At 66.5% G+C, this 20,056-nt stretch carries 22 protein-coding genes; 10 read left to right on the plus strand and 12 right to left on the minus strand.

The genetic code is table 11. The annotated features are described in order from the left end of the window. Positions 1-108: 108 nt before the first annotated feature. Positions 109-429, minus strand: coding sequence for a quaternary ammonium compound efflux SMR transporter SugE (sugE, locus tag V3B41_RS04545; RefSeq protein ID WP_049426876.1), 321 nt, complete (start codon positions 427-429; stop codon positions 109-111). Between the two features lie 168 nt (positions 430-597). Next, positions 598-1,392 (minus strand): adenosylmethionine decarboxylase, encoded by a 795-nt coding sequence (gene speD / locus V3B41_RS04550; protein WP_005411315.1) that lies wholly within the window; start codon positions 1,390-1,392, stop codon positions 598-600. 149 nt (positions 1,393-1,541) lie between these two features. Here speD and crp point away from each other — a divergent pair, with 149 nt between their 5' ends. Both crp and V3B41_RS04560 read left to right on the plus strand, forming a co-directional pair. Further along, positions 1,542-2,231 carry a cAMP-activated global transcriptional regulator CRP gene (gene crp, locus V3B41_RS04555; protein WP_012481435.1) on the plus strand — a complete coding sequence of 230 codons (690 nt, stop codon included), beginning with the start codon at positions 1,542-1,544 and terminating at the stop codon, positions 2,229-2,231. Positions 2,232-2,293: 62 nt separating this feature from the next. Beyond that, the gene (locus V3B41_RS04560) at positions 2,294-3,055 is read left to right on the plus strand and encodes a sulfite exporter TauE/SafE family protein (protein WP_049426875.1); all 762 of its coding nucleotides are present in this window, start codon (positions 2,294-2,296) and stop codon (positions 3,053-3,055) included. 97 nt (positions 3,056-3,152) lie between these two features. On the opposite strand, the gene V3B41_RS04565 is transcribed toward V3B41_RS04560, so the two are convergent. The 10 genes from V3B41_RS04565 to V3B41_RS04610 all read right to left on the minus strand — a co-directional run bounded on the left by V3B41_RS04565 (position 3,153) and on the right by V3B41_RS04610 (position 11,796). Next, positions 3,153-3,869: a haloacid dehalogenase-like hydrolase gene (locus tag V3B41_RS04565; protein ID WP_049426872.1), complete on the minus strand. Its 717-nt coding sequence runs from the start codon at positions 3,867-3,869 to the stop codon at positions 3,153-3,155. After that, a complete protein-coding gene (gene trpC / locus V3B41_RS04570) occupies positions 3,866-4,660 on the minus strand; it encodes an indole-3-glycerol phosphate synthase TrpC (RefSeq protein WP_049426871.1) in 795 nt (264 codons plus the stop codon). Before trpC ends, V3B41_RS04565 begins: the two co-directional genes overlap by 4 nt. 74 nt (positions 4,661-4,734) lie before the next feature. Next, positions 4,735-5,766 carry an anthranilate phosphoribosyltransferase gene (trpD, locus tag V3B41_RS04575; RefSeq protein ID WP_049426869.1) on the minus strand — a complete coding sequence of 344 codons (1,032 nt, stop codon included), beginning with the start codon at positions 5,764-5,766 and terminating at the stop codon, positions 4,735-4,737. Positions 5,767-5,782: 16 nt separating this feature from the next. Continuing rightward, positions 5,783-6,370, minus strand: a complete 588-nt coding sequence (locus V3B41_RS04580) for an aminodeoxychorismate/anthranilate synthase component II (protein ID WP_014038739.1) — start codon at positions 6,368-6,370, stop codon at positions 5,783-5,785. A gap of 2 nt (positions 6,371-6,372) precedes the next feature. Further along, complete coding sequence (locus V3B41_RS04585) at positions 6,373-7,152, minus strand: SIMPL domain-containing protein (RefSeq protein ID WP_049426867.1); 780 nt, start codon at positions 7,150-7,152, stop codon at positions 6,373-6,375. A 67-nt stretch (positions 7,153-7,219) separates the two neighbouring features. After that, positions 7,220-8,695 (minus strand): anthranilate synthase component I, encoded by a 1,476-nt coding sequence (gene trpE, locus V3B41_RS04590; protein ID WP_049426866.1) that lies wholly within the window; start codon positions 8,693-8,695, stop codon positions 7,220-7,222. 290 nt (positions 8,696-8,985) lie between these two features. Next, positions 8,986-9,936, minus strand: coding sequence for a lipid kinase YegS (gene yegS / locus V3B41_RS04595; RefSeq protein WP_049426865.1), 951 nt, complete (start codon positions 9,934-9,936; stop codon positions 8,986-8,988). 327 nt (positions 9,937-10,263) lie between these two features. Continuing rightward, a complete protein-coding gene (locus tag V3B41_RS04600) occupies positions 10,264-10,746 on the minus strand; it encodes a GNAT family N-acetyltransferase (protein WP_132863895.1) in 483 nt (160 codons plus the stop codon). 12 nt (positions 10,747-10,758) lie between these two features. Then, positions 10,759-11,436 carry a ribulose-phosphate 3-epimerase gene (gene rpe / locus V3B41_RS04605; RefSeq protein ID WP_329860237.1) on the minus strand — a complete coding sequence of 226 codons (678 nt, stop codon included), beginning with the start codon at positions 11,434-11,436 and terminating at the stop codon, positions 10,759-10,761. Positions 11,437-11,466: 30 nt separating this feature from the next. Beyond that, the gene (locus V3B41_RS04610; RefSeq protein ID WP_005411327.1) at positions 11,467-11,796 is read right to left on the minus strand and encodes a DnaJ domain-containing protein; all 330 of its coding nucleotides are present in this window, start codon (positions 11,794-11,796) and stop codon (positions 11,467-11,469) included. A gap of 141 nt (positions 11,797-11,937) precedes the next feature. Between V3B41_RS04610 and V3B41_RS04615 the strand changes: the two genes are divergently transcribed. The 8 genes from V3B41_RS04615 (at position 11,938) to V3B41_RS04650 (ending at position 20,000) form a co-directional block, all read left to right on the plus strand. After that, a complete protein-coding gene (locus V3B41_RS04615; RefSeq protein ID WP_008266180.1) occupies positions 11,938-12,864 on the plus strand; it encodes a phosphoribosylaminoimidazolesuccinocarboxamide synthase in 927 nt (308 codons plus the stop codon). A 391-nt stretch (positions 12,865-13,255) separates the two neighbouring features. After that, complete coding sequence (locus V3B41_RS04620) at positions 13,256-13,741, plus strand: Mpo1-like protein (RefSeq protein WP_021202665.1); 486 nt, start codon at positions 13,256-13,258, stop codon at positions 13,739-13,741. Between the two features lie 333 nt (positions 13,742-14,074). Then, positions 14,075-16,906: a monovalent cation/H+ antiporter subunit A gene (locus V3B41_RS04625; protein ID WP_100443708.1), complete on the plus strand. Its 2,832-nt coding sequence runs from the start codon at positions 14,075-14,077 to the stop codon at positions 16,904-16,906. After that, positions 16,906-17,298 carry a Na+/H+ antiporter subunit C gene (locus V3B41_RS04630; RefSeq protein WP_049428077.1) on the plus strand — a complete coding sequence of 131 codons (393 nt, stop codon included), beginning with the start codon at positions 16,906-16,908 and terminating at the stop codon, positions 17,296-17,298. The genes V3B41_RS04625 and V3B41_RS04630 overlap by 1 nt, the downstream gene beginning before the upstream one ends. Further along, the gene (locus tag V3B41_RS04635) at positions 17,295-18,830 is read left to right on the plus strand and encodes a monovalent cation/H+ antiporter subunit D (protein ID WP_329860240.1); all 1,536 of its coding nucleotides are present in this window, start codon (positions 17,295-17,297) and stop codon (positions 18,828-18,830) included. Before V3B41_RS04630 ends, V3B41_RS04635 begins: the two co-directional genes overlap by 4 nt. After that, positions 18,827-19,333 (plus strand): Na+/H+ antiporter subunit E, encoded by a 507-nt coding sequence (locus tag V3B41_RS04640; protein ID WP_049428075.1) that lies wholly within the window; start codon positions 18,827-18,829, stop codon positions 19,331-19,333. Before V3B41_RS04635 ends, V3B41_RS04640 begins: the two co-directional genes overlap by 4 nt. Then, positions 19,330-19,614, plus strand: coding sequence for a K+/H+ antiporter subunit F (locus tag V3B41_RS04645; protein WP_005411334.1), 285 nt, complete (start codon positions 19,330-19,332; stop codon positions 19,612-19,614). The genes V3B41_RS04640 and V3B41_RS04645 overlap by 4 nt, the downstream gene beginning before the upstream one ends. After that, on the plus strand, positions 19,611-20,000 hold the full coding sequence (locus V3B41_RS04650; RefSeq protein WP_049428073.1) for a Na+/H+ antiporter subunit G: 390 nt from the start codon (positions 19,611-19,613) through the stop codon (positions 19,998-20,000). Before V3B41_RS04645 ends, V3B41_RS04650 begins: the two co-directional genes overlap by 4 nt. Positions 20,001-20,056 lie beyond the last annotated feature (56 nt).

Consider the following 20,056-nt stretch of genomic DNA (forward strand, 5'->3'; position numbering starts at 1 on the left):
GGGGTCGGATCCCTTTCCCATCGGGAAAGGGCTCTGCCCCCTTACGGTCCGTGATCCATGATGGGGTCAGAGCCCTTTTCCCGCGGAAAAGGGATCCGACCCCGTCAATCAATTGGGCGAGACCAGCTTCAGGCCGATCACACCGGCCACGATCAGGCCCACGCAGGCCAGGCGGGCCGGTGAGGCGCTGTCGTTGAACAGGTAGATACCCAGCACCGCCACGCCCAGGGCGCCGATGCCGGTCCAGATCGCATAGGCCGTACCGACCGGGATGCTCTTCATCGCCTGGCTCATCAGGTACAGGCTGATCAATGCGGACACCACCGTGGCAACGGTAGGCAGGGGTTTGCTGAAGCCTTCGGAGTACTTCATTCCAAGTGCGAAACCGATCTCGAACAGACCGGCCAGCAACAGATGGATCCAGGGCATGGGTGGGGGCTCCTTACCTTTTTTGAGAAAAACGAAACGGCCCGGTGTTTTCACACCGGGCCGTGGGTCGGTACATCACCGTGGAACTGTAACGCGTGCGGGGCACTGGTTCCACGGGGCGGGTCGTCCCGCCTGGGTGGCGATGCCTGCGGGCATCGCGCATGGGGCTTACTCGGACAGGTTGCGGCCGTGGAACAGCTCTTCGATCTCGCGCTTGAGCAGCGCTTCGATCTTCATGCGTTCCTTGAACGACAGGTTCTTGGCCTTCTCCTCGAACAGGTACTGGTCCAGGTCGAAGTCCTTCAGGTGCATCTTCGTGTGGAAGATGTTTTCCTGGTAGACGTTGACGTCGAACATCTCGTAACGCGACTTGATGTTCTTGGCCAGGAAGTTCTGGATCGAGTTGATCTTGTGGTCGATGAAGTGCTTCTTGCCCTTCACATCGCGGGTGAAGCCACGGACGCGGTAGTCCATGATCACGATGTCCGACTCAAGGCTCTCGATCAGGTAGTTCAGGGCCTTCAGCGGGGAAATGACGCCACAGGTGGCCACGTCGATATCCGCGCGGAACGTCGCGATACCTTCCTGCGGATGGGTTTCCGGGTAGGTGTGGACAGTGATGTGGCTCTTGTCCATGTGCGCGACCACGGCGTCGGAGATCAGCTCCTTGCCGGCCAGCTTCTTGTCGATCACCGGCTCTTCGGAGATCAGGATGGTCACCGAGGCACCCTGCGGGTCGTAGTCCTGGCGGGCCACGTTCAGGATGTTGGCGCCGATGATCTCGGCGACATCGGTCAAGATTTGAGTCAGCCTGTCGGCGTTGTACTCTTCATCGATGTATTCAATGTAACGCTGACGCTCCTCTTCGGTGCGCGCGTAACACACGTCATAGATGTTGAAGCTCAGCGCCTTGGTGAGGTTGTTGAAACCCTGCAGCCTCAGGCGAGGCAACGGCTTGACCACGGCGGTCGATTCCTGTGTAAGAAGGGAAAGGGGGAATTATGGGGCAAACTGCCCCCGGGGGGAACGTGAAGACGCAAGAGTTCTGGCACACTGTTTGCCCTTAACAATTGCGCTGGTTAAGCTCCGCTATCGACCCCGTGAATCCGTTCATGCGCAGAGGGAGCGCCCCTATCGTGTCAACCGTGCGCCTAGCTAGCAGTCCACTGGCCTTGGATATCGCCACCATCGATCGTTTCCTGGCGCACAGCCACCGGCGGCGATATCCCACCCGTACCGACGTCTTCCGACCCGGTGACCCGGCGGGAACCCTGTATTACGTTGTCAGCGGCTCGGTTTCGATCATGGCCGAGGAAGATGATGATCGCGAGCTTGTGCTGGGCTACTTCGGTGCCGGCGAGTTCGTTGGCGAAATGGGCCTGTTCGTCGAATCGGACCGCCGCGAGGTGATCCTGCGGACCCGTACCGCCTGCGAACTGGCCGAAATCAGCTACGAGCGCCTGCACCAGCTGTTCCTCGGCCCGCTGTCCGCCGACGCCCCGCGCCTGCTGTACGCGCTGGGCCAGCAGATCTCCAAGCGCCTGCTCGATACCAGCCGCAAAGCCAGCCGCCTGGCATTCCTTGACGTTACCGATCGAATCGTGCGCACACTGCACGATCTGGCGCAGGAACCGGAAGCGATGAGCCATCCGCAGGGCAGCCAGCTGCGCGTGTCGCGCCAGGAACTGGCCCGCCTGGTCGGCTGCTCGCGCGAAATGGCCGGCCGCGTGCTGAAGAAGCTGCAGACCGACGGCCTGCTGCATGCACGCGGCAAGACCGTGGTGCTGTACGGCACCCGTTGACCGTTGAGCACCCGGTGGGTGCGGACCTTGGTCCGCACTCCTTCGCGCGCTAGGCTCGGTGCATGGAACTGAGCAGCGAATTCTGGTGGTTCATCCTCATCGGCCTCGGCGCACAGCTGGTCGACGGTGCGCTGGGCATGGCCTTCGGCCTGGTGTCCTCGTCGGTGATGCTGAGCATGGGCCTGCCACCGGCGCAGGTCAGCGCCAGCATCCACACCGCCGAAGTATTCACCACCGGCGCCTCGGGCGTGTCGCACCTTGCCGCCGGAAATGTCGATAAGCGCCTATTCCTGCGCCTGGCCCTGCCCGGTGCGGTGGGCGGCGCGGTGGGCGCCTACGTACTCACCCAGATCCCCGGCGACATCATCCGCCCGTTGATCTACCTGTACCTGCTGGTGCTGGCGATCATCATCCTGGCCCGCGCCGCCGGCCGCTGGATGCCCAAGGGCGAAATCCGCCGGGTACCGGTGCTGGGCTTCTTCGCCGGCCTGCTGGACGCCAGTGGCGGCGGCGGCTGGGGCCCGGTGGCCACGTCCACCCTGCTTGCCCGCGGCGGCCAGGCGCGTACCACCATCGGCACGGTCAACGCGGCCGAGTTCATCGTCACCCTGACCATCTCGGCCACCTTCCTGCTGTCGATGGGCGTGCAGCACCTGCAGATCGTCGCCGGCCTGCTGATCGGCGGCATGATGGCTGCGCCAGTGGCGGCCATCCTGGTCAAGCGGGTGAAGGAGCGCTGGGTGCTGGTGGCCGTTGGCATGCTGGTGCTGGGCATCAGCCTGTTCCAGATCGGCCATGCGGTGTACGGGCACCTGTATCGCTGAGTCATCCCCTGTAGAGCCGAGCCATGCTCGGCTGATGGCGCACGGATACCGCAACGAAGAGCAGCCGAGCATGGCTCGGCTCTACAGCAGGCTCGGATCAGGCCTTGTCGCCGCCGCGGTCCACGCAGCCCCAGTTGAGGATGCGGGTACCGGCCGGCAGCACGCTGCGGAAGAAATCCACCTTGGAGCGCTTCGGGTTCACCACCACCGGCGCTTTCGCGGCCAGCAGCAGCGGCAGGTCGGCGGTGCTGTCGGAGTAGGCGATATCGATGTTGCCGTAACCGCGCTCGCGCAGCATGCGCATCTTTTCTTCGTTGTGGCAGTGGCGGGTCGGGCCGACGCCCCCCAGCCGCGGGCCGACCTCGGTGCCGATCACCGGCACGTCCTGGTGGGCCACGAAGGCCAGGATCGCGCGGGCCAGTTCCGGCGGCGCACCGGTGGCGACCACCACGCGGTCCCCCTTGGCGCGATGCGCCGCAAAGATGTCCAGCGCCTGCGGCAGCAGCTTGGCGCGCATCTGCGCCTCGTTGCGCAGCACGTACGCGTCGATCACCTTGTTGAAATCACGCGCCCGGTGCAGGCCGAAACTGCCGATCCACACGTAAACCGAAATACCCGCTCGACGGGTCGGCAGCATCGCCACCAGCGGCCCGGCGATCGGCGTGACCAGCAGTGCGGCCAGCATGCGCAGCGGGTTGCGCTTGATCAGCGAGGCGAACAGGTGGGTGCCCGAATCGCCGTCGTAGAGGGTGTGGTCGAAGTCGAAGACCACCAGCGGCGCATCCTCGCGCGGCGTTGGATAGTGCGTTGTCATGCCGCGAAGAATAGCTGACGCAGGCCCTCGCCCGGCTCTTCCACGCGCATGAAGGCCTCGCCGACCAGGAACGCGTGGATGCCGGCGTCGCGCATCAGGGCCACGTCCTGCGGGCCGAGGATGCCGCTTTCGGTGACCAGCAGGCGATCACGCGGCACCGCCTTCTGCATGTCCAGGGTGGTCTGCAGCGACACCTCGAAGGTGCGCAGATTGCGGTTGTTGATGCCGATCATCGGCGCCGGCACCTGCAGCGCGCGCTCCAGCTCATCGATGTCATGCACTTCCACCAGCACGTCCATGCCCAGCGAAAGCGCCAGTTCGGACAGGGTGGCCAGCTGGGTGTCGTCCAGCGCGGCGACGATCAGCAGGATGCAGTCGGCGCCAAGCACGCGCGCTTCGTACACCTGGTAGGCGTCGATCACGAAGTCCTTGCGCAGCACCGGCAGCGTGCAGGCCTCGCGGGCCTGCTGCAGGTAGGCGTCGGCGCCCTGGAAGAAATCGACGTCGGTCAGCACCGACAGGCAGCTGGCACCGCCGAATTCGTAGCTGACGGCAATGTCGGCCGGGCGGAAATCCGGGCGGATCACGCCCTTGGACGGGCTGGCCTTCTTCACCTCGGCGATCACCGCCGGGTCGCCGTTGGCCACCGCCGCCTGCAGCGCGCGCACGAAGCCACGGACCGGCGGGGCGCTGGCCAAGGCGGCCTGCAGCTCCTCGAGCGGGCGCTGGGCGCGGCGCTGGGCTACTTCTTCGGCCTTGCGGGCCAGGATCGTCTGCAGGATGTCGCTCATCGTCGTCGCTTCGGTACTGGGGCGGTGAGGACGGCCATTATCGGCCATCGGGTGGGTCAGGCTGAACCGCGCGCTCAGGCAACCAGCGCGCGGGTGGTGTCAACGTACTGCTGCAGGCGCTGGCGGGCGCTGCCGTTGGCGATGGCGGCACGGGCGCGGGCCAGGCCGTCGCCGATGTCGCTGGCCACGCCGGCCACGTACAGCGCCGCGCCCGCGTTGAGGGCAACGATATCCAGCGCCGGGCCGGGTTCGTTGTCCAGCACCGCGCGCAGCAGGGCAATGGACTGCTCCGGGCCATCCACGCGCAGGTTGCGGCTGGCCGACATGGCAATGCCGAAGTCTTCCGGATGGATCTCGTACTCGCGCACCTTGCCGTCGCGCAGTTCGCCCACCAGGGTGCCGGCGCCCAGCGAGATCTCGTCCATGTTGTCGCGGCCCCAGACCACCATGGCGCGCTCGGTGCCCAGTTCGCGCAGCACGCGCGCCTGGATGCCTACCAGATCGGGATGGAACACGCCCATCAGCACCGCCGGCGCGCTGGCCGGGTTGGTCAATGGGCCGAGGATGTTGAAGATGGTGCGCACACCCATTTCGCGGCGGACCGGGGCCACCACCTTCATCGACGGGTGATGGATCGGCGCGAACATGAAGCCGATGCCGGTCCGGTCGATGGCCTGCGCCACCTGCTCCGGCTGCAGCTCGATCACCGCGCCCAGCGCTTCGAGCGCATCGGCGCTGCCTGACTTGGACGACACGCTGCGGTTGCCGTGCTTGGCCACGCGCGCGCCTGCGGCGGCGGCGACGAACATCGCGCAGGTGGAAATGTTGAAGGTGTGCGAGCCATCGCCACCGGTACCGACGATATCAACCAGGTTCGTGGTGTCGGCCACCGGCACTGGCCGGGCGAATTCACGCATCACGGTCGCCGCCGCGGCGATTTCGTCCACGGTCTCCTTCTTCACGCGCAGGCCGGTGAGGATCGCCGCGGTCATCATCGGCGAGACATCGCCGCGCATGATCTGCCGCATCAGGTCGACCATTTCGTCGAAGAAGATTTCGCGGTGCTCGATGGTGCGGTGCAGGGCTTCCTGGGGGGAGAAGCTCATGGGAATGCTCCTTGGATCAGGCCGCCGGACGCTGCAGGAAATTGCGCAGCAGGGCGTGGCCGTGTTCGGTGAGGATGGATTCGGGGTGGAACTGCACGCCTTCCACCGGGAACTGGCGGTGGCGCAGGCCCATGATCTCTTCGATCGAACCGTCGTCGTTCTCGGTCCAGGCGGTCACTTCCAGCACGTCCGGCAGGCTGTTCTTGTCCACCACCAGCGAGTGGTAGCGGGTGGCCTGATAGCGGTCCGGCAGGCCGGCGAACACGCCCTTGCCTTCATGGCGGATCGGCGAGGTCTTGCCGTGCATGATGTTGCCGGCACGGATGACCGTGCCGCCGTAGACCTGACCGATGCCCTGGTGGCCCAGACAGACGCCGAGAATCGGCGTGGTCGGGCCCAGCCGCTGGATCAGTTCCAGCGACACGCCCGCTTCGTTGGGCGTGCACGGGCCGGGCGAGATGACGATGCGCTCGGGCTTCTGCGCGGCGATCTCGTCCACGCTCATCGCATCGTTGCGCACCACCTTGACCTCGGCGCCCAGCGTCTGCAGGTACTGCACGAGGTTGTAGGTGAAGCTGTCGTAGTTGTCGATCATCCACAACATGGTCAGGTTCCGTCGCTTATCAGGAAAATGGCGTATACGTTTTCGGTGTAGGTGATGGGGCCGGCTTCCACCGACTCGCGCAGGCGGGAGCCCGTGCTCTCGATGCTGTTCATCGGTGCCTCGGGCGCGGGCGGCGAAGGCGGCGTCACCAGTTCCCCGCTGCTGGGCCAACTGCCCGCCTGGATGCCATAGGCGAAGTTCGGCGCCACGTCGGAAATGCTGTACAGACCGCGCAGCTGGGTGCCGTAGGCCTTGGCCAGGCCCTGCGCGGACTGGCGGGTCTGGGCCGCCGCCTCGCCCTTGAGTTCGCGACGCAGCGCCACTTCACCCGAATACGTCGGAGCCACGCTGCTGACCTGCACGTTCTCATTGGCCTTCAGCGCCCCCAGCACGTCCTGCATCTGCTGGACGCTGGCGAAGCTGGCGCGCAGTTGGCGTGACACGCGGGTGCCGATGAAGACCTGCCGGTTCTGCTCATAGCGCGTTGCAGGACCAATCCGCAGGTTGTCCGCGCGCACGCTGCCGTCCACCGCCTTGTGCTGCTTGAACAGTGCCAGCACGCGGGCAACGTTGTCCTGCACGCGGCGGCGCGCGGCGTCGGCGTCCATGTCGGTCTCTTCGATGTTCAACTGCAGGCCGAACCGGTCCGGCATCACCACGCGGCGCGCCTCGCCCTTCACCAGCAGGTGCGGCTGCGAGGGAATGGTATTGGCCTGTGCCCACGCAGACGGGGCCACCGTGGCCAGCAGTGACGACCACAGCAATGCGCTCAGCAGCTTCATGCGGTACTCCTTGTCTTGAATGGGAACAGCAGGAGGTGCCGCGGCGCAGGCCACGGCACGGAAAGGCTCACAGGCCCTTGGCGGCCTGGGCGACGGCGCGGAACAGCGCGCGGCCCTTGTTCATCGTCTCGTCCCATTCCTTGTCCGGGTCCGAGTCGTAGACGATGCCGGCACCGGCCTGCACGTACAGGCGGCCATCCTTGATCACCGCGGTGCGGATCGCGATCGCGGTATCGGCATCGCCGTGCCAGCCGATGTAGCCGATGCTGCCTGCGTACACATTGCGCTTGATCGGTTCCAGTTCGCGGATCACTTCCAGCGCGCGGATCTTCGGCGCACCGCTGACCGTACCGGCCGGGAAGGTGGCGCGCAGCACGTCGGCGTAGCTCAGGCCCGGCTGCAGCTGCCCGGTCACTTCGCTGACGATGTGCATGACGTGGCTGTAGCGTTCGATCACGAACTGCTCGCCCACTTCCACGGTGCCGGCCTTCGAGACGCGACCGGCATCGTTGCGGCCGAGGTCGATCAGCATCAGGTGCTCAGCGCGCTCCTTCGGATCGGCCAGCAGCTCGGCTTCCAGCGCCAGGTCCTGCTCGACCGTGGTACCGCGCGGGCGGGTGCCGGCGATCGGGCGCACGGTGACTTCCCCATCCTGCAGGCGCACCAGGATTTCCGGCGAAGAACCGACCACCTGCAGGTCGCCAACATCGAGGAAGTACATATACGGCGACGGATTCAATGCGCGCAGCGCACGGTACACATCCACCGGGCGCGCCTTGAACGGCACGCTCAGGCGCTGGCTCAGCACCACCTGGAAGATGTCACCGGCGCGGATGTATTCCTTGCTGCGCTGGACCGCATCGACGAAGCCTTCGCGGGTGAAACCGGAGACGAAATCGGACTCGTCCAGCACGTCGCTGTTGAGCGGTGCCGGATAGCCCGCACCCGGCGCCCGCAGCTTGGCTGTCAGCGCATCCAGGCGCGCCTGCGCCTGTTCGAAGGCACCGTCGATACGCGGGTCTGCGTGCACGATCAGGTACAGGCGGCCCTTGAGATTGTCGAACACCGCCAGCTCGTTGGAGTCCAGCAGCAGGATGTCCGGGGTGCCCAGCTCATCGCGACCGGCCGGCGATGCCAGGCGCGGTTCGATGTAGCCGATGCACTCGAAACCGAACCAGCCGACCAGACCGCCAGTGAAGCCCGGCAGGCCTTCCAGCTTGGGCACCGAGTGGGCGCTGCGCAGCGCCTCGACTTCGGCGAACGGGTCGGCCACCTCGCGGGTGTCCACCACCTGCCCGTCCTCGCGCACGGTCAGCGTGTGGCCGTGGAAGGCGTACACGCGGCGCGCCGGCAGGCCGATGATCGAGTAACGACCAAAGCGCTCGCCGCCTTCGACGGATTCAAACAGGTAGGTATTGGGGCCGTCGGCGAGCTTCAGATAGACCGAAAGCGGCGTGTCCAGGTCGGACAGCACTTCGCGGACAACGGGAATATGGGTGTGGCCTTCAGCGGCCTGCAGCTGAAACTGAGCGTGCGAGTTCAAGACGACTTTCCTTCCGGGACACAGCGTTATGGGGGCGGACGACGGCAACGGGCCACCATCGCCACCAACGGCGTGCGGAAGAAAGGGTATGCGGGGTCGTCAGGCTGGACACCCCTTGACTGTATCGCAGGATAGGCGGGAGGGGAACCCTGGGAAACTGAACCACGGCAAGCACGGGGCCGGTGATGGGGGCTGTGGCGGCTACCGGCGCGGGAACCAGTAGAGTCGACTGTTAGTCGACTTGCGCGCGAAGCGCGGGGTTTTACGTCGTCGGAACGAAAAGCAGTCGACTAACAGTCGACTCTACCCCCCTGCCCGGCCAGCAACGGGCAACCGGCGGGCAGATGCATGCGCACCCGGCCCGCCACGCAGTCGATGCGGAACCGCTGGGCCTGCACCGGCTCGCCATCCAGATTGAGAGTCAACGAGCGCTGCGATTCGATCTGCAGCCACGGCAGCCGCGCGCGCGTGGCCAGCTGTTCCAGCGCCGCCTGGGTGCCGGACTTCAGCATCTGGCCAAGGGTGGCGGTGACTTCGCCTTCCAGCTCCGGAAGCACCGTCACATCCAGCAGCCCATCATCGATCAGTGCCTGCGGGCACAGCTGCTGGCCGCCACCGGCCTGGCGACCGTTGCCGATGCCCAGGGCGATGAAGTCGCCTTCCCAAGCGAAGTCCGGCCCCGACAGGCGTGCGTTGATCGACTCGATGCGGCCGAGCTTGGCGATGCCGGTGATCACATAGGCCAGCCCGCCCAGCATCTTTTTCAGGCCGGCGTCGGTCTCCACGGTGACCTGCGTGCCGAAGCCACCGCTGGCGAGATTGGCGCACCACCACGGCGTGCCATCGGCGTCCACGCGCAGCAGATCGATGGCACGCGGCGCGGTCTGCCCGATCAACGCGAAGGCCTCCTTCGGTTCGGTGGGAATGCCGGCGGCGGTGGCGAAATCGTTGGCGGTGCCCATCGGGATCAGGGCCAGCGAGGGCAGCGCATCGGCCGGTTCCTCGCGATGCGCCAGTGTTTCCGCGACCGCGCTGAGCGTGCCATCGCCACCAGCAGCAACGATCACATCCACGCCGTGATCAATCGCCTCGGCCACATAGCGTTCGGCGTCGCCGTCCTCCCAGGTCACCCGTACTTCCAGCTGCACACCCTGCCCGCGCCAGTGGCCAACGGCCTCACGCAGGTCATCGTTGCCCGCGGATTTACCGTTGAGGATCAGGCGCCAGCGCGGGGTGGTCATGCGATGCTTCCAGAGTGGGGCCGCACAGGCTATCAATCACGCGTTCGCGGCCAGTGAACGCCACCGCCTGGAAGCAGTAGATCCACGCCAGGCGTGGATGATGGTGAAAGGGAGCCGACGCGGTGCCACAACCGCCATGTCATGCAGATGTCATTGCCGGCCCGGAGAATGGAAGGCCATAGCAGGGACGACGGATGGAGGCAGGATCAGCCTCCCACGCATGCAGCGAGGCCACGCCAGTGATTGGCGTGGCTTTTTTTCGAGGTCCGCAGGGAGTGCGAACCAAGGTTCGCACCCACCGGGTTAGGTTGGCCCCAACCACACACCTCACCCGTTGGCGAAATCGTGCAGCGCCTGGCCCTGTAACCGGTACACGGTCCACTCGTCCTGCGGCTTCGCACCGGCGGCGGTGTAGAACTCGATGGCCGGGGTATTCCAGTCCAGCACCGACCATTCAAAGCGACCGCAGCCCTCGGCCACGGCCTGGCGCGCGATGTACTTCAGCAGTGCCTTGCCGGCACCAGCGCCGCGCTTTTCCTGGCTGACGTAGAGGTCTTCCAGGTAGATGCCCTTGCGGCCCAGCCAGGTGGAGTAGTTGTAGAAATACACGGCATAGCCGATGGCCTCGCCGTCGGCTTCGCAGATCAACGCGCGTGCGGTCGCATCGGCGCCGAACAGGCTTTCGGCAATACCGATCTCGTCGGTCTGCACCGAGTGCTCGGCCTTCTCGTAGATGGCCAGCTCGCGGATGAAATGCAGGATCAGGCCAGCGTCGGCCGCGGTGGCCGGACGGATGTTCAACACGGCCACCGTGCTCATGGTTCAGCCCCTTGCCGCAGCAACGTTCGCGCGCATCTGCGCGATCACGTCCTGGTAGCTGGTCCTGGCGTTGAAGATGGCCGAACCGGCAACGAAGGTGTCGGCGCCGGCGGCGGCGATCTCACCAATGTTGTCGGCCTTCACGCCACCGTCGATCTCCAGGCGGATGTCCTTGCCGCTGGCATCGATCTTCTGGCGCACCACGCGCAGCTTGTCCAGCGCCGAGGGAATGAACGCCTGGCCGCCGAAGCCCGGGTTGACCGACATCAGCAGCACCAGGTCCAGGTCGTCCAGCACCCAGTCCAGGATGTCCACCGGGGTGGCCGGGTTCAGCACGATGCCCGGCTTGCAGCCCAACGAGCGGATCAGCTGGATGGTGCGGTGCACGTGGCGGCTCGCTTCCGGGTGGAAGCTGATGTAGGTGGCACCGGCCTCGGCGAAATCGGGAATGATGCGGTCCACCGGCTCGACCATCAGGTGCACGTCGATCGGCGCGGTGACGCCGTGCTTGCGCAGCGCCTGGCAGACCATCGGGCCGATGGTCAGGTTCGGCACGTAGTGGTTGTCCATCACATCGAAATGGACCCAGTCGGCGCCAGCGGCGAGGACGTTGTCGACTTCCTCGCCGAGGCGGGCGAAGTTGGCGGACAGGATGGACGGAGCGATGAGGCAGTTGGGCATGGCCGGGCCTTGCAACGAGGGGAAAGAGGGTCAGCGCTTGCGCAGGGTCTTGATGCGGTCGTAGGCGGCATTGATCCGCCGCGACTTCTGCTCGGCCTGCTGCTGCAGCTCGGGGGCGGCGCCGCCCAGTTTGTCGGGGTGGTACTGGGAAATCAGCTTGCGGTAGGCGCGCTCGACCTCGGCATCGGTGGCCTCGGAGGTCAGCCCCAGCTCCCGGTACGGGTTCTCCTTGTTCAGGCGGAACCAGTCCGAGTCAAAGGCGTGGCCGATCAACAGGCCAACCACCGCGCCAAACAGCGGATTGGGCCGGAACAGCAGGGCGCCGGCGATGAATCCGAGCAGTTTTCCGTACCAGCGCATGGCGCTCCGGGGGCGGCCGACGAAATGGATGCTCATTTTACGTCACAGCGGGCCCGGACGGCTTTACACTAGGCCGCCCGCTGGTCAGCGGGCCCGCCGGGTCCGTTGGGCAGCCGTATCGACAACGCCCCAGGAGTGCCCGTGCCAACCACGCTGTTGCAATCCGATCTCCCCGGCCTGCCCTTGCGCCATCGCGGCAAGGTGCGTGATGTGTTCGATATCCCGCGCGAGCGGCTGCCCGCAGGGACCCCGCCGGGCGACTACCTGTTGATGGTCGCCACCGATCGCCTGTCGGCGTTCGACGTGGTGCTGCCCGACCCGATTCCGGGCAAGGGCGAGATGCTCTGCCAGGTGTCCAACTTCTGGTTCGCCAAGACCGCGCACCTGATGCCCAACCACCTGACCGGCATCGACGTGGCCAGCGTTCTGCCCGAAGGCGTGGACCCGGCCCTGTACGCCAAGCGTGCGGTGGTCACCCGCAAGCTGAAGCCGGTGCCGGTGGAAGCGATCGCCCGCGGCTACCTGATCGGCAGCGGCTGGAAGGACTACCAGCGCACCGGCAAGGTCAGCGGTATCGACCTGCCCGACGGCCTGCGCCAGGCCGAGCAGCTGCCGGAGCCGATCTTCACCCCCTCGACCAAGGCCGCCGTCGGCGACCATGACGAGAACATCGATTTCGATGCGATGGTGAAGCAAGTCGGTGCCGACCTGGCCGAGCGCGTGCGCGACGCCACCCTGCGCATCTACAAGTTCGCCGCCGACTACGCGCGCGAGCGCGGCATCATCCTGGCCGATACCAAGTTCGAGTTCGGTACCGACGCCGATGGCCGCCTGTACATCATGGACGAGATGCTGACGCCGGATTCCTCGCGTTACTGGCCGGCCGACGAGTACGAAGTGGGCACCAGCCCGCCGAGCTACGACAAGCAGTTCGTGCGCGATTACCTGGAGACGCTGGACTGGGGCAAGACCGCCCCGGGCCCGAGCATCCCGGCCGAGATCATCGAGCGCACCCGCGCCAAGTACGCCGAGGCGCTGCAGCGCCTGGCCGGGATCAGCGTCGACTGATCCGCCTGCGCCCCCGGCCGGAAAGGCTGGGGGCGTTCTGAAGGCGCGGCCGCCGACGGGGTGCATCGGCTGGGATGCGTTCGACTGGGATGAAATCGGCCGCGATACGGTCGACTGGGTAGAGTCGACTGTTAGTCGACTATCGCGCGCAGCGCGGGGATTTTCGCCGTCGAAACGAAGAGCAGTCGACTAACAGTCGACTCTACCCGGTCGGTCCCGCCCCATCGGTCCCGCCCCATCGGCCCCGCCCCATCGGCCCCGCCCGGTCGGCCCCGCCCGGTCGGCCCCACCCATCGGCCCCACCCCGTCGGTTCGACTCGGTGCGCCCCACCCCGTCGCTCACCATTCGCCGCCCCTCACCGCCTGGCCCCGGCGGGAGTATGCTGGCCGCATGCAGACCTCCACCGAGCTTGCGCGGCCGATCGACCGCTATTTCGCCAGCTACTCCGACGACCACCGCAATGTGATCAACCAGCGCATCCATGTGGTGGCAGTACCGGCGATCCTGTGGTCGGTGGTGGCCCTGCTGTGGTGCCTGCCGCCGCTGATCACCTGGTTCCAGTACGGCATCTGGTCGGCGTTCGCGATGTTCAGCGCCTGGTGCTTCTACAACAAGCTGTCGCGCCCGCTGGGCATCGGCATGCTCATCCAGTTCTTCGTGTTCGGTTGCCTGTGCCGCCTGCTGGAAGCAGAAATCGGCCTGCAGGCCCTGCGCTGGCTGGCGGTAGGCGTGTTCGTGGTGGCCTGGATCGCACAGTTCATCGGCCACAAGTTCGAGGGCCGCAAGCCCAGCTTCCTGACCGACCTGACCTACCTGCTGATCGGCCCGGCGTGGGTGATGGCCAAGTTCTACCGCAAGCTCGACTGGCGCTACTGACACGCCGGCAGCCGACAACGACCGTCGTTTCCTGAACGGGCAGATCCCGTCACCCTCACTCCACGGCGGCCCTGCCAGCCTGCGCCGGTGACCCGCTCCCCACTTCCCGCCCGTCGACGGCAGCCCCTGTGCGACAGGGCCTGCCGTCTCCCTGCGTGGGCGTAGGGTGATCCCCGAGGGCAGCCAGCGAGGGACCGCAGGAACGTGATGCTGCGCCGCAGAAAAAATGAATCAGCGGACGTTACATGCAATTGATCGCTGTTCGATGGGTTTCGGCGACATTTCGCAGCCTGTTATCCTCCCTGACCTGCTCGTGAATCATGGATTCCCTGCATGCTCCCCAGCCTGCCCCTGCTGCTGGCCCTGCCGTTCCTGATGGCAGCGGCTGTTGCGGCCTTCCCCCGTAGTTCGCGCTCGACTGCTGCCTGGCTGGCGGCGCTGGCGCCGTTGGGCGGGCTGGCCATCCTCGGCTGGCTGACCCCGTCCGTACTCGATGACCAGGTGGTCCGCACCCTGGTGCCCTGGCTGCCACAGATCGGCCTGGACTTCACCCTGCGCCTGGACGGGCTGGCCTGGATGTTCGCCGGGCTGGTGCTGGGCATCGGCGCACTGGTGGTGCTGTATGCGCGCTACTACCTGAGCCAGCAGGACAACGCGCACCGCTTCTACTGCTACCTGCTGCTGTTCATGGGCGCCATGCTGGGCATGGTGCTGTCGGGCAACCTGCTGTTGCTGATGATCTTCTGGGAAATGACCAGCATCAGCTCGTTCCTGCTGATCGGCTTCTGGTCGCACCGCCAGGACGCCCGCGAAGGCGCGCGCATGGCGCTGGTGATCACCGGCGGTGGCGGCCTGGCCCTGCTCGGTGGCGTGCTGCTGATCGGCCGCATCGTCGGCAGCTTCGACCTGGACGTGGTGCTGGCCGCCGGCGAGCAGATCCGCGCCAGCGCGCTGTATCCGTATGCCCTGTTCCTGGTGCTGGCCGGCATCTTCACCAAGAGCGCGCAGTTCCCGTTCCACTTCTGGCTGCCGCACGCGATGGCCGCGCCGACTCCGGTCTCGGCCTATCTGCATTCGGCCACCATGGTGAAGGCCGGCGTGTTCCTGCTGGCGCGCCTGCATCCGGCGCTGGCCGGCAGCGACCTGTTCTTCTACACGGTCAGCGGCATCGGCGCGCTGACCCTGTTGATCGGCGCCTGGAACGCGATCTTCCAGCACGACCTGAAGGGCCTGCTGGCCTATTCGACGATCTCGCACCTGGGCCTGATCACCCTGCTGTTCGGCCTGTCCACGCCGATGGCGGTGGTGGCCGGCGTGTTCCACATCCTCAACCACGCCACCTTCAAGGCCTCGCTGTTCATGGCCGCCGGCATCATCGACCACGAGACCGGCACCCGCGACATGCGCAAGCTGGGCGGCCTGCGCAAGCTGATGCCGTTCACCAGCGCGCTGGCGATCATCGCCTCGCTGGCGATGGCCGGCATTCCGCTGCTCAACGGCTTCCTGTCCAAGGAAATGCTGTTCGCCGAGGCGCTGACCGCCGGTGGCGGCCCGGGCGCGATGCGCACCGCGGTGTCGATCGCCGCGCTGCTGGCCGGCGTGTTCGGCGTGGCCTACAGCCTGCGCTTCGTGCACGACACCTTCTTCGGCCCTGGCCCGCACGACCTGGACCGCGTGCCGCACGAGCCGCCGCGCTGGATGAAGGTGCCGGTGGAACTGCTGGTGGTGATCTGCGTGGCGGTAGGCATCGCCCCGGCACTGACCGTGGCGCCGGTGCTGCATGCCGCCGCGGCGTCGATCCTCGGCAATGCCATGCCCGAGTACAGCTTGGCGGTGTGGCACGGCTTCAACCTGCCGCTGGCGATGAGCGCGATCGGCGTGGTCGGCGGCGTGGCGCTGTACTTCGGCCTGCGCAAGCTGATCAACCTGCACGGCGTGGAAACCCGCACCACCGGCCGCAACGTGTTCCATGCGCAGCTGGATGCGATTTCCGCGCTGGCCATGCGCCTGACCAACGGCATCGCCAATGGCAGCCTGCAGCGCATGCTGCTGGGACTGGTGCTGGTGGCGATCGTGGTCGCTGCCGCACCGTTCGTGGCCAACCCGGCCTCGCCGAACTGGACCGCGCCGCAGCCGATCCCGCTGCTGGGCTGGGCGCTGTGGCTGGTGATGATGGCCTGTGCAGTCGCCACCCTGCGCGTCTACAAGCAGCGCCTGCTGGCGGTGCTGCTGGTCGGCGGCGTCGGCCTGATGGTGGCACTGACCTTCGTGTTCCTGTCAGCGCCGGACCTGGCGCTGACCCAGCTGCTGGTGGAGATGGTCACCCTCGTGCTGATGCTGCTGGGCATGAACTACCTGCCCGCGCAGTCCGGGCCGGAGCGACCGCGCTGGCGCAAGCGGCGCGACGCGGTGATCGCGATCATCGCCGGCGCCGGCCTCGGCGCACTGGCCTATTCGGCGATGACCCTGCCGCCGAACACCATGGCCGGCGAACTGCTCGCCCGTGCCCTGCCCGAGGCGTACGGCCAGAACGTGGTCAACGTAATCCTGGTCGACTTCCGCGGCTTCGATACCTTCGGCGAGATCACCGTGTTCGGCATCGCCGCGCTGGTGGTGCACGCGCTGCTGCGACGCACGCGGATGGCCCCGGAGCAGATCATGCCTGGCCCGCCGATCAAGCTGCCGGTACCGGCCGATCTGGCGCAGATCATGTTCCCGCTGACGCTGACCGTGTCGATCTTCCTGTTCCTGCGCGGCCACAACGCGCCCGGTGGTGGATTCATCGCCGGCCTGGTACTGGCGGTGCCGCTGCTGATCCAGTACGTGATCCAGGGCACTGCGTCGGTGGAATCGCGCTTCGGCTTCGACTACATCCGCTGCATCGGCATGGGCCTGCTGATCGCCCTGCTCAGCGGCAGCGCCTCGATGCTGTTCGGCGTACCGTTCCTGACCAGTGGCCACCTGGACCTGCACCTGCCGCTGATCGGCGACGTGCCGCTGGCCAGCGCGATTGGTTTCGACATCGGCGTCTACCTGGTGGTGTTCGGCGGCGCCATGCTGATGCTGTCGATGATGGGCACGATCAAGCCCTCGCGTACCCGTACCGCCCGCAAGGGTGAGATCGACCTGCAACGCCGTTCGGCCCGCACCGGGGAGATGCACTGATGGAACTGGCCCTGGCTACCGCGATCGGCGTGCTGACCGCCATCGGCATCTACCTGCTGCTGCGTGCGCGCAGCTTCGATGTGATCCTCGGCATGACCTTCCTGTCCTACGCCACCAACCTGCTGATTTTTGCCGGTGGCCGCGTGGTGCTGGGCAAGGCGCCGGTGCTGCAGGAAGGCGTGGACAGCCACCTCGGCAACTACACCGACCCGCTGCCGCAGGCGCTGGTGCTGACCGCGATCGTGATCGCGTTTGCGATGACCGCGGTGAGCATCGTGCTGGCCATGCGCAGCCGCAGCGACAACCACAGCGACCACGTGGACGCCCACGAGCCCGACGACGACCTGCAGGATGAGAGCGTGCCGCCGCGCCAGGGCGAGGACCGCGCATGAACCATCTGGTGATCCTGCCGATCCTGATTCCGCTGCTGGGTGCTGCGCTGTCCCTGTTCGTCGAACACCGTCGCTACGGCCCCAGGGTGCAGCGCGCGGTGGCCTGGACTGCGCTGTCGGCGCTGGCGCTGGCGGTGGGCCTGCTGTTTGCCAGCACGGCCAGCGGTGACATCAACGTCTACCTGCTGGGTGACTGGCCGTCGCGGCTGGGCATCGCGCTGGTGGCCGACCGGCTGTCGGCGTGGATGCTGCTGACCACCCTGCTGCTGGCCATTCCCTGCCTGCTGCATGCCTGCTCAGGCTGGGACCGCCGCGCGCCGCACTTCCATGCGCTGTTCCAGTTCCAGCTGGTGGGCCTCAATGGCGCGTTCCTCACCGGCGATATCTTCAACCTGTTCGTGTTCTTCGAGGTGATGCTGATCGCCTCCTACGGCCTGCTGCTCAGCGGTGGCCGCGGCCTGCGCATGCGCATCGGCCTGCACTACGTGGTGTTCAACGTCACCGCCTCGACCCTGTTCCTGATCGCGCTGGGCCTGCTGTACGCCTCGCTGGGCTCGCTGAACATGGCCGAGCTGTCGCAGCGCATCGCCGAGGTGCCAGCGGCGCAGCTGACCCTGGTGAAGGCGACGATGGGCCTGTTGCTGCTGGTGTTCTGCGCCAAGGCTGCGCTGATGCCGCTGTACCTGTGGCTGCCGGAAGCCTATTCGCGCGCACCGGCGGCGGTGGCCGCGCTGTTCGCGATCATGACCAAGGTCGGCCTGTACTCGGTGCTGCGCATCCAGATGCTGTGGTTCGGCGATGACGCGGGCGCGATGGCCGGCTACGGCCGCGACTGGCTGCTGTGGGCCGGCGTGGCAACGCTGGTGCTCGGCGGCCTCGGTGCCTTGGCTGCGACCCGCCTGCGCGTGCTGATCTCGTACCTGGTGATCGTCTCGGCGGCCACGCTGTTCATCGCCTTCTCGGTCGGCACCCCGCAGGTGCTGTCAGCCGGCCTGTATTACCTGCCGCACAGCAGCTTCGTGGCCGCTGCGCTGTTCCTCATTGCCGATCTGATCCGCCGCCGCCGTGGTGGCGCCAGCGATCGCAAGGAGGTGGTGGCACCGATGCCGGGCAAGGAAACGCCGGCGGTGCTGTTCCTGATCGGTGCGGTATCGGTGGCCGGCCTGCCGCCGCTCTCCGGCTTCCTGGCCAAGGCCGCGCTGCTGGCCGGCATGCCGGCGCAGTACACCGGCCCGGTCTGGACCGCGGTGCTGGTCAGCAGCCTGCTGGTGATCATGGGCCTGACCCGCGGCGGTATCCGCCTGTTCTGGCGCGTGCCGCCGGTCGATCCGGAGGCACCGAAGCCGCGCAAGGCACGCCTGCGCCGGGTCGAGTTGTACGCCGCCTGCATCCTGCTGGGCTACGGCATCGGCATGACCCTGGCCGCCGCCCCGCTGATGCGCTACACCGACGCCACCGCTGCACAGCTGCTGCACCCCAGCGAGTACGTGCAGCAGCTGCGCGCGACCACGCCGGAGATCCGCCAGCCATGACCGCCCAGCGCTCCCTGTTCCGCCGCGTCATTCCCTCGCCGATGCTCAGCATCATGGTGGTGGCGTTCTGGCTGCTGATGTCCGACAGCTTCACCCTCGGCCAGATCGTGCTGGGGCTGATATTGGGCGTGGTGGTGCCGCTGTTCGCCGCACGCCTGGACCGCGAGTTCGCCCGCATCGGCACGCTGCGCCCGCTGCCCAAACTGCTGTGCGTGACCCTGTGGGACATCCTGATGTCCAACATCCGCGTCGCCCTGCAGGTGCTCGGCCCGGAGAAGAACATCCATCCGGGCTTCATCTGGCTGCCGCTGGACATCGCCAACATCCACGGCATCGCCGCGCTGACCAGCATGATCACGCTGACCCCGGGCACGGTCTCGGCCGCGCTCAGTGACGACCGCAAGTTCCTGCTGGTGCATGTGCTGCACCTGGAGGACCCACAGGACCTGATCGATACGATCAAGCGCCGTTACGAGGCGCCGTTGATGGAGATCTTCCCATGACCGGTTTTGAAGTCATCCAGACCACCCTGGTGGTGTGCATGCACGTGGTCGGCCTGGCCATGCTGCTGGCCACCTGGCGCCTGCTGCGCGGGCCGACCGTGCCCGACCGCATCCTCGCGCTGGACACCCTGTCGGTGACCGCGATCGCCGAGCTGATGCTGTTCGGCATGTACCTCAACTCGCCGATCTACTTCGAGGCGGCGCTGATCATCGCCATGCTCGGCTTCGGCAGCACCGTGGTGCTGAGCAAGTTCGTGCTGCGCCGGGACATTGTCGAATGATCACCTTCATCCAGATCGCCCTGTCGGTGCTGCTGCTGTTCGGCTGCTTCTTCATCCTGGTCGGCGCACTGGGGCTGGTGAAACTGTCGACGTTCTTCAAGCGCCTGCATGCGCCCACCAAGGCCAGCACGCTGGGCGTGGGCTGCGTGCTGGTGTGTTCGGTCTGCTACCACATCTTCCTCGGCCAGGACCCGCAGCCGCGCGAGCTGCTGATCACCGTGTTCCTGTTCATCACCGCGCCGATCAGCGCACACATGATGGCCAAGGCCGCGCTGTCGCTGCTGATGGAAACCCGCCCCAGCCTGCCCGGCAACGAGCCGGCTGCTGAAGAGCAGCTGCCGCCGCCGGAGCCGGTGCGCGAGGAAGAAGGTTCACAGAGCCGGTAAATCCGGTAGAGGCCGACCTTGGTCGGCGCAGTGTTTTGGCGAGTGCCAACCAAGGT

The organism is Stenotrophomonas sp. SMYL89 (genome assembly GCF_036319985.1).
GTDB classification, from domain to species: Bacteria; Pseudomonadota; Gammaproteobacteria; order Xanthomonadales; family Xanthomonadaceae; genus Stenotrophomonas; species Stenotrophomonas maltophilia_Q.